At 40.2% G+C, this 10,136-nt stretch carries 3 protein-coding genes; all 3 read left to right on the top strand.

Going from position 1 to position 10,136, the window contains the following annotated elements:
* The coding region (locus J5566_RS09025; RefSeq protein ID WP_208563015.1) for a MucBP domain-containing protein at positions 1-2,302 on the top strand (2,302 nt) is incomplete at its 5' end.
* A 185-nt stretch (positions 2,303-2,487) separates the two neighbouring features.
* Complete coding sequence (locus tag J5566_RS09020; RefSeq protein ID WP_208563014.1) at positions 2,488-3,078, top strand: hypothetical protein; 591 nt, start codon at positions 2,488-2,490, stop codon at positions 3,076-3,078.
* Positions 3,079-3,514: 436 nt separating this feature from the next.
* A complete protein-coding gene (locus J5566_RS09015) occupies positions 3,515-10,021 on the top strand; it encodes a MucBP domain-containing protein (RefSeq protein WP_208563013.1) in 6,507 nt (2,168 codons plus the stop codon).
* The last annotated feature ends 115 nt before the right edge of the window (positions 10,022-10,136 follow it).

Here is a 10,136-nt window from a genome sequence, read left to right as displayed (position 1 = left end):
AACAAGTGCATCTGAATCAGCAAGCACATCAGCATCTGAATCAGCATCAACAAGTGCATCTGAATCAGCAAGCACATCAGCATCTGAATCAGCATCAACAAGTGCATCTGAATCAGCAAGCACATCAGCATCTGAATCAGCATCAACATCAGCATCTGAATCAGCAAGCACATCAGCATCTGAATCAGCATCGACATCAGCGTCTGAATCAGCTTCAACATCAGCATCTGAGTCAGCATCGACAAGTGCATCTGAATCAGCAAGCACATCAGCATCTGAGTCAGCATCAACAAGTGCATCTGAATCAGCATCGACATCAGCGTCTGAATCAGCAAGCACATCAGCATCAACATCAGCGTCTGAGTCAGCATCAACAAGTGCATCTGAATCAGCAAGCACATCAGCATCTGAGTCAGCATCAACAAGTGCATCTGAATCAGCATCGACATCAGCGTCTGAATCAGCAAGCACATCAGCGTCTGAATCAGCAAGCACATCAGCGTCTGAATCAGCTTCTGAACAAGCTAAGACAGGTTCAGTTATCGTAAACTATGTAGATACAGAAGGTAACGTTCTTAAAGATCCAATTACAGATACGCCAATTTCTCCAGTAGGTACAAGCTACGATACAACTGATAACAAGCCAAATGAGATTGTTACAGCAGATGGTACGAAATATGTGCTTGTTCCATCTAAGACTATCGGTACAGAAAATGGTTCTGTAGTTGAAGGCGAAACATCAATCACTTACGTTTACCAAAAAGTAGCGAAGTGGATTCCATTGATTCCAGGTGTTCCAGCTGACGAACGTCCAACAACTGACTATCCATTTGATCCAACTAATCCGGATGCAGAGATTCCAGTAATCCCTACAAACCCAGAAACTGAGCAGCCAGTTGTACCACATGTACCAGGCTTCACACCAGTTGATCCAAATACGAACCAGCCACTTCAACCAGTTGATCCAGAGGATCCAACGAAAGGTTACATCCCACCAACACCAGGTAACCCAGGTATTGATACACTCATTCCTTATGTACCAGTTGAAACAGCTAAGACAGGTTCAGTAGTTGTAAACTATGTAGATACAGAAGGTAACGTTCTTAAAGATCCGATTACAGATACGCCAATTTCTCCAGTAGGTACAAGCTACGATACAACTGATAACAAGCCAAATGAGATTGTTACAGCAGACGGTACGAAATATGTGCTTGTTCCATCTAAGACTATCGGTACAGAAAATGGTTCTGTAGTTGAAGGCGAAACATCAATCACTTACGTTTACCAAAAAGTAGCGAAGTGGATTCCATTGATTCCAGGTGTTCCAGCTGACGAACGTCCAACAACTGACTATCCATTTGATCCAACTAATCCGGATGCAGAGATTCCAGTAATCCCTACAAACCCAGAAACTGAGCAGCCAGTTGTACCACATGTACCAGGCTTCACACCAGTTGATCCAAATACGAACCAGCCACTTCAACCAGTTGATCCAGAGGATCCAACGAAAGGTTACATCCCACCAACACCAGGTAACCCAGGTATTGATACACTCATTCCTTATGTACCAGTTGAAACAGCTAAGACAGGTTCAGTAGTTGTAAACTATGTAGATACAGAAGGTAACGTAATTAAAGTACCAGTAACAGATACGCCAGTATCTCCAGTAGGTACAAATTACGATACAACTGATAACAAGCCGAAAGAGATTGTAACAGCTGACGGTACGCGTTATGTACTCGTTCCATCTAAGACTATCGGTACAGAAAACGGTACAGTTGTCGAAGGTGAAACTTCAGTAACTTATGTTTACCAAAAAGTAGCGAACTGGATTCCACAAATCCCAGGTGTTCCATCAACCGAATACCCAGTGATTCCATATCCATTCGATCCAAACAATCCAGATGTACCAGTGACACCAACTCCTGATACGGTAATCCCTTATGTACCAGGTTATGTGCCAGTGGATCCAAATACGAATCAGCCACTTCAACCAGTTGATCCAGAAGATCCATCTAAAGGTTACATCCCACCAACACCATCTACACCAGGAGTAAATACGCTTATTCCGTATATCCCAACTCCAACCCCTACCCCAACACCAACTCCTAACCCAGGGGCACCTAAGCCAAACGGTTCAACTGAAGTTGTTCCAAATCCAGAAAAACCAGCTGCACCGAAATCAGTAGCGAAAGCAACACTTCCAAGCACTGGTGAAAATACTTCAGCACTTACAAGCTTGCTTGGTGCGGGTCTACTCTTCGGAGCGTTCGTTTCTCGTCGCAAGAAGAAAGGTGAATAATCATCGTTAGATGGTTGATCAAAAAAGAAGGTCTATGACCTTCTTTTTTTGTATTTAATATCAATGAAAGTATTAGTCTACCAATCATTATTGCTCTATTAAACCTCAAAAAAATATTTTAGTATTAAATGTTGAGTAAAAAAGAAAAACATGATAGTATAATATAAAAAGGTAAAGGAGAAAATATGTATATTGTAGAACAGTTAATCTTTCCAATCTTAACTAATATAATATCACCGCTAATATTATTTTTAATTGCAAGTATTATTATGAGGAACAATACAATGTCGATATTTATTTCAAAGATATATAAATCAGTTAAACAAGGATTAGAGATAAATACTGAAGATATTGTTGAAGCTAATGAAATAACTGCTTCATCAAAAATATTAAATGATAGTATAGACAAAATATCGGAAGAGAGTGATGATAAAGAATCAGATGTATTAAGAAAATTAAGTAAAAACTATGGTCCGGATAATGAGTCTGGTTGGGAAGTAAGAACATACTATACATTTACAAAGCAACAATTAATAGATAACCAATATATAAATTTTAAAGTACGGGATAATAAGTTTGATATTTATCTAAAGACTGCTGATTTAATAAAATACTTTGGTTTAGATAATAGTTGTGAACAGGTTAGTGATGGTGCTGGTAGGATAAGGGTTTACATTTTCCAGAAAACAAATTCTAACAATGAAAAAGAGAATTATTTTGTTAGATTTGGTAAAAAAGCGCTGGAAAATCCAATTAAGATAGAACACATTAAATAATGCTCTGGTGATAGTATTTATTTGAGATTGAAAATACAACTCTGACATTTTTCTATTTCAAAGTTTAAAAAACAGTAAATAGTACTGGTATGATAGTCAAAAATAAAATACTCTATGGAGTTAGAATATCACCCCAAAAGTTAGAAAATTGTTTCTAACTTTTTTTGCTTTGAATAATACTGATAAGTCTTTCAAAGACTGTGTATTTGTAAACAAAGAGTTTTACATTTTTGTAAGATAAAGTGTTTGCTATCTCTTTAATTTTCGAAATATGAAAGAAACTTTTTTTGATTATTTCTGATAAAAAATGAAAGCGAATTTGTTGTAAAAATTGCATATAATTTGTTGAAAAATCGTCCAATTATGTTAATATGTAGATTGGATAAGTGTTGACTTTGTCAAACAAATCTAAATAACATAAAAGGAGAAACATGAAGTGAGAAAACAAGTAAATAAGCATTTTACGGAAGTTTCACGAAATAGCCGTGTCAAGATGCACAAATCGGGGAAGCATTGGGTGCGGACAGTCATGTCAAGCATTGGCTTATTCCGTCATGCAGGTAGCGATTCTGGAAAATCCGTTAAAATTGATGGTTCAAAATTAGTACCAAATTCCTCTGGTCTTGTACGAGGTTTGGTGGCAGCAAGTGCACTACTCGGGACACAGATGGCTGCTGAGCAAATTTTTGCAGAAGAAGTTGCAGTTGAAAAAGTACTCACTGGTGAAACATTGGTCACTAATGAAACAGTTGTCTTGGAAGGGACGACAACAGAAGTTGTATCTGAATCAGAAAGTCAATCAGAGACTACTACTGAGTCTGCATCTCTTTCAGTATCTGAATCAATTTCGATTTCAGAATCAGTTTCAAGCTCAGAGTCTGATTCTTCCTCCCTGTCTGAATCACTTTCAACATCTGAGTCTGTTCTCTTGAGTGAAGCTGTTTCAGAAGCGGTAGTTGTTGCAGGTTCTGAAACTGCTATTGAAAATGTAGTGCCTGCAGAATCAGAAGAAGTTGTCACAGAAACGCCAGCTCAAGTTTTGGAACAAGTAACATCAGAAGCTGAAATCTTGGTTGACCTTGGTCAAAAAGAGTTGGTAAAAGTTGAAGATGCAAGTCTTGCATCAGCAGTTGCAGCTGCACAGGTTGAAATTTCGACAGCCAAACTTGTTTTAGCTAACCCAGCAGCGACTATCGAACAAGTAGAAGCACAAATCCTAGCCGTAAAAGTTGCGAACGAAGCCTTGGCAACGGAACTCTTGAAACGTGATGAAGACGGAGTTTTGACGGCGATGTTGGCTATTACTGCTTCATCAACTATCGGTTCTGGTACAGGTGTCCTGGTTGATGCAACAACTGCTGCACCATCAATGGGAGATGCTAACGGTGCGTCAGTAGCATCTATCACAAAAGATACCATGACTGCTACAACAGTTGCAGGCTACTATACATTCCACTATGCTCCACTTTCTACGTGGTATGATGGTGTACGGCCAGGATATTATATCCTAAATGAAGGAGATGGCGACAGTGACGGTTCCTATTTCCGTGCTTCTATTTCATCAGACCCAGCACTTTCAGCAATTCTTGTTGAGTTGGTAGATAAAACTGGGAATGTCCTTGAAGTGGACTATCTAAATGTAGGAGATAGTTCGGACTTTACAACATTCCAAGCAACGTCTGGTGTGAAAAAGCCAATCGTTGTAAATTTTGTTGGGGAATCGCTTACTGAGACTACAGCGGGAACACTCAGTTTTTCATTTGATAACAACACAGTTGTGGCTAATACTTTGGTGCCACGTCTAATTGAAGTTCCAACTTACTACAAAGTAGAAGGTACTGATACAGTCCTGGCACGATATGACCTTGTTTCTGTACCAGGTTTAGAAGTTACGCCATCTGGAGTACGTACATTCCCTGGATATATCTATACCACCTCTACTACAACAGTTGAATCTTATCCTAAATATGCTGCAATAAGATATGTTGATCAAACACGAGAACCATATGGTAGTCCAGTTGCATCTAAAATTATCGCAAATCCAGTTGGTACGGATGGCACTGTAACGAAAGACCTTTATATCGATGATCGCGCATCTGGATTGACCAAAGATTTCCTAACAACAAATACTGATGGCTTTGTTAAACTTTTGACTACCAGTGAAATGGCACCTGGGACAACAAATACCAATACATTATTGAATCCAGAATTGTTGACCAAGTTCACTGTTACGACACCAGGGGGTGCTAATATTAATGAGGGACAAATTGGTACTGGAACACCGATTACAGATCCTGCAGAATTTGATTTGAAGAAAAGCGCTTTTGATATTGTGGTAAACCCTGCTGCAGGACCTGGTGAACTATATGCAATTCGTGTTTCGTTACGGAATCCCAATGGTTCTCAAATCCAAACTCAGTGGATTAGAAGAGGGTATGACGATGAATACTATAAGATTCCTGCCGAACCTGAGAAAATTGATTGGAATTTAATTTATACTGCAGACCAAAACAAGCCAGATGAGATGGCACGAGCTACGCCGTGGATTGATGCAAAAGGAAAAACTCAATATCCAATTTTGGATGCAGATGGTAATTTACAGCCTCGAAAAATTAACTACCATGGAACATTCCAACCGTTTACTTTTAACAATACTCCAGCAACGATTACTGGTACGGTCACAACTCATTGGTATAAAGTTAATACTTCTGAGTCTGAATCTATTTCAACATCAGAATCCGCTTCAACTTCAGTATCAGAATCAGCCAGCAAAGCTATCTCAGAATCTGAGTCAACTTCAACCTCAGTATCTGAATCAGCAAGTAAAGCTATTTCAGAATCTGAGTCAACCTCAACCTCGGTATCTGAATCAGCAAGTAAAGCCATTTCCGAGTCAGAGTCAGCTTCCCAATCAGAGTCACTCTCAATATCTGAGTCTAAATCAGTATCTGAGTCAATTTCAGCATCTGAGTCAGCTTCGGTTTCTGAGTCTAAGTCGATTTCAGAATCTATTTCAGCGTCTGAGTCAACTTCAGTATCAGAATCCGCTAGCAAAGCCATTTCCGAGTCAGAGTCAACTAGTAAATCTGTCTCAGAATCAGCAAGTAAGGCAATTTCTGAATCAGAGTCAACCTCAACCTCAGTATCTGAATCCGCAAGTAAAGCTATTTCAGAGTCAGAGTCAGCTTCCCAATCAGAGTCACTCTCAATATCTGAGTCTAAATCAATATCTGAGTCAATTTCAGTATCTGAGTCAACTTCGGTTTCTGAGTCTAAGTCGATTTCAGAATCTATTTCAGCGTCAGAGTCAACTTCAGTATCAGAATCTGTAAGCAAGGTGATTTCTGAATCAGAGTCAACTTCAACATCAGTGTCAGAATCTGCAAGTAAGGCAATTTCAGAGTCAGAGTCAGCTTCCCAATCAGAGTCACTCTCAATATCTGAGTCTAAATCAGTATCTGAGTCAATTTCAGCATCTGAGTCAGCTTCGGTTTCTGAGTCTAAGTCGATTTCAGAATCTATTTCAGCGTCTGAGTCAACTTCAGTATCAGAATCCGCTAGCAAAGCCATTTCCGAGTCAGAGTCAACTAGTAAATCTGTCTCAGAATCAGCAAGTAAGGCAATTTCTGAATCAGAGTCAACCTCAACCTCAGTATCTGAATCCGCAAGTAAAGCTATTTCAGAGTCAGAGTCAGCTTCCCAATCAGAGTCACTCTCAATATCTGAGTCTAAATCAATATCTGAGTCAATTTCAGTATCTGAGTCAGCTTCGGTCTCTGAGTCTAAGTCGATTTCAGAATCTATTTCAGCGTCAGAGTCAGCTTCAGTGTCAGAATCTGTAAGTAAGGTAATTTCTGAGTCAGCATCGACTTCAACCTCAGTGTCAGAATCTGCAAGTAAGGTAATTTCTGAATCAGAGTCAACCTCAACCTCAGTTTCAGAATCCCTAAGTAAGGTGATTTCAGAGTCAGAGTCAGCTTCCCAATCAGAGTCACTCTCAATATCTGAGTCTAAATCAATATCTGAGTCAATTTCAGTATCTGAGTCAACTTCGGTTTCTGAGTCTAAGTCGATTTCAGAATCTATTTCAGCGTCAGAGTCAACTTCAGTGTCAGAATCTGCAAGTAAGGCAATTTCTGAATCAGAGTCAACGTCAACCTCGGTATCTGAATCCGCAAGTAAAGCTATTTCAGAGTCAGAGTCAGCTTCCCAATCAGAGTCACTCTCAATATCTGAGTCTAAATCAATATCTGAGTCAATTTCAGTATCTGAGTCAGCTTCGGTCTCTGAGTCTAAGTCGATTTCAGAATCTATTTCAGCGTCAGAGTCAGCTTCAGTGTCAGAATCTGTAAGTAAGGTAATTTCTGAGTCAGCATCGACTTCAACCTCAGTGTCAGAATCTGCAAGTAAGGTAATTTCTGAATCAGAGTCAACCTCAACCTCAGTGTCAGAATCTGTAAGTAAGGTGATTTCTGAATCAGAGTCAACTTCAACGTCAGTGTCAGAATCCCTAAGTAAGGTGATTTCAGAGTCAGAGTCAACTTCAACGTCAGTGTCAGAATCTGCAAGTAAGGCTATCTCTGAATCAGAGTCAACGTCAACCTCGGTATCTGAATCCGCAAGTAAAGCTATTTCAGAGTCAGAGTCAGCTTCCCAATCAGAGTCACTCTCAATATCTGAGTCTAAATCAATATCTGAGTCAATTTCAGTATCTGAGTCAGCTTCGGTTTCTGAGTCTAAGTCGATTTCAGAATCTATTTCAGCGTCAGAGTCAGCTTCAGTTTCTGAGTCAACGTCAACCTCAGTTTCAGAATCCCTAAGTAAGGCAATTTCTGAATCAGAGTCAACTTCAACCTCAGTGTCAGAATCAGCAAGTAAGGCAATTTCTGAATCAGAGTCAACTTCAACATCAGTGTCAGAATCAGCAAGTAAGGCAATTTCTGAATCAGAGTCAACCTCAACCTCAGTATCTGAATCCGCAAGTAAAGCTATTTCCGAATCAGAATCTGCATCAAAATCAGCATCTGAATCAGTTTCTGAGTCTGTAAGTAAAGTAATTTCTCAATCAGAATCAACTAGTAGATCTGTCTCAGAATCTGCAAGCATTGTGATTTCTCAATCAGAATCAACCAGCAGGTCTATCTCAGAATCTGCAAGCATTGTGATTTCTCAATCAGAATCAACCAGCAAGTCTATTTCAGAAAGCGCATCTGTCTCAGAATCAGCATCAACCTCAGCATCTGAACTCGCAAATATTGGTTCTGTTATCGTAAACTATGTTGATACAGAAGGTAATGTGATCAAACTTCCTGTGACAGATACAGCCAATGCTACAGTAGGTACAAGCTACGATACAACCGATAACAAGCCGAATGAGATTGTGACAGCTGACGGTACGAAATATGTACTTGTTCCATCTAAGACAGTAGGTAGTGAAACAGGTGAAGTCGTTGCAGGTGAAACTTCCGTAACCTATGTTTACCAAAAAGTTGCCAACTGGATTCCACAAATCCCAGGTGTTCCAGCAACAGAATACCCAGAGATTCCATACCCATTCGATCCACACAATCCAGATGTACCGGTAACACCAACGCCTGATACAGTTATCCCTTATGTACCAGGTTACGTGCCAGTAGATCCAAATACGAATCAGCCACTTCAACCAGTTGATCCAGAGGATCCATCTAAGGGCTATATCCCACCAACAGTGGATAATCCAGGTGTAGATACAAAAATTCCTTATGTTCAAACTGGTTCAGTAGTTGTTAATTACACGGATACAGAAGGTAATGTGATCAAACTTCCTGTGACAGATACAGCCGATGCGACAGTAGGTACAAGCTACGATACAACCGATAACAAGCCGAATGAGATTGTAACAGCTGATGGCACTCGTTATGTACTTGTTCCATCTAAGACAGTCGGTAGTGAAACAGGTGAAGTCGTTGCAGGTGAAACTTCAGTAACTTACGTTTACCAGAAAGTTGCCAACTGGATTCCACAGATCCCAGGTGTTCCAACAACCGAATACCCAGTGATTCCATATCCATTCGATCCATACAATCCAGATGTACCGGTAACACCAACGCCTGATACAGTTATCCCTTATGTACCAGGTTACGTGCCAGTGAACCCAGCGGATAACACACCATTGAAACCAGTTGATCCAGAGGATCCATCTAAGGGCTATATCCCACCAACAGTGGATAATCCAGGTGTAGATACAAAAATTCCTTATGTTCAAACTGGTTCAGTAGTTGTTAATTACACGGATACAGAAGGTAATGTGATCAAACTTCCTGTGACAGATACAGCCGATGCGACAGTAGGTACAAGCTACGATACAACCGATAACAAACCAGCAGAGATTGTGACAGCTGACGGTAGTCGTTATGTACTTGTTCCATCTAAGACAGTCGGTAGTGAAACAGGTGAAGTCGTTGCAGGTGAAACTTCAGTAACTTACGTTTACCAGAAAGTTGCCAACTGGATTCCACAAATCCCAGGTGTTCCATCAACAGAATACCCAGTGATTCCATATCCATTCGATCCAAACAATCCAGATGTACCGGTAACACCAACGCCTGATACAGTTATCCCTTATGTACCAGGTTACGTGCCAGTAGATCCAAATACGAATCAGCCACTTCAACCAGTTGATCCAGAGGATCCATCTAAGGGCTACATCCCACCAACACCGTCTACACCAGGAGTAAATACGCTTATTCCGTATATCCCAACACCAAATCCTAACCCAGGGGCACCTAAGCCAAACGGTTCAACTGAAGTTGTTCCAAATCCAGAAAAACCAGCAGTCAAAACGACTGCAAAAGATAAACTTCCAAATACAGGCGAGTCAACTTCGGTTCTCACAAGTGTATTAGGAACAGGATTGCTTCTTGGGACAGCGATTTCGGCTAGAAGAAGAAAAGGTGAGAAGTAATCATCTCGCCTCAGTTAAAAACGAAGTCATCGAAAGATGGCTTCGTTTTCATAATGGGTGAGAAGTGCGAATAACTGCGGTTTGTGATAAAATAGAAATAAAAACTATTGAGGTT

Source organism: Streptococcus suis, from assembly GCF_017601095.1.
Taxonomy (GTDB): Bacteria; Bacillota; Bacilli; order Lactobacillales; family Streptococcaceae; genus Streptococcus; species Streptococcus suis_Z.
This window is presented reverse-complemented; position numbering and strand designations above follow the sequence as displayed.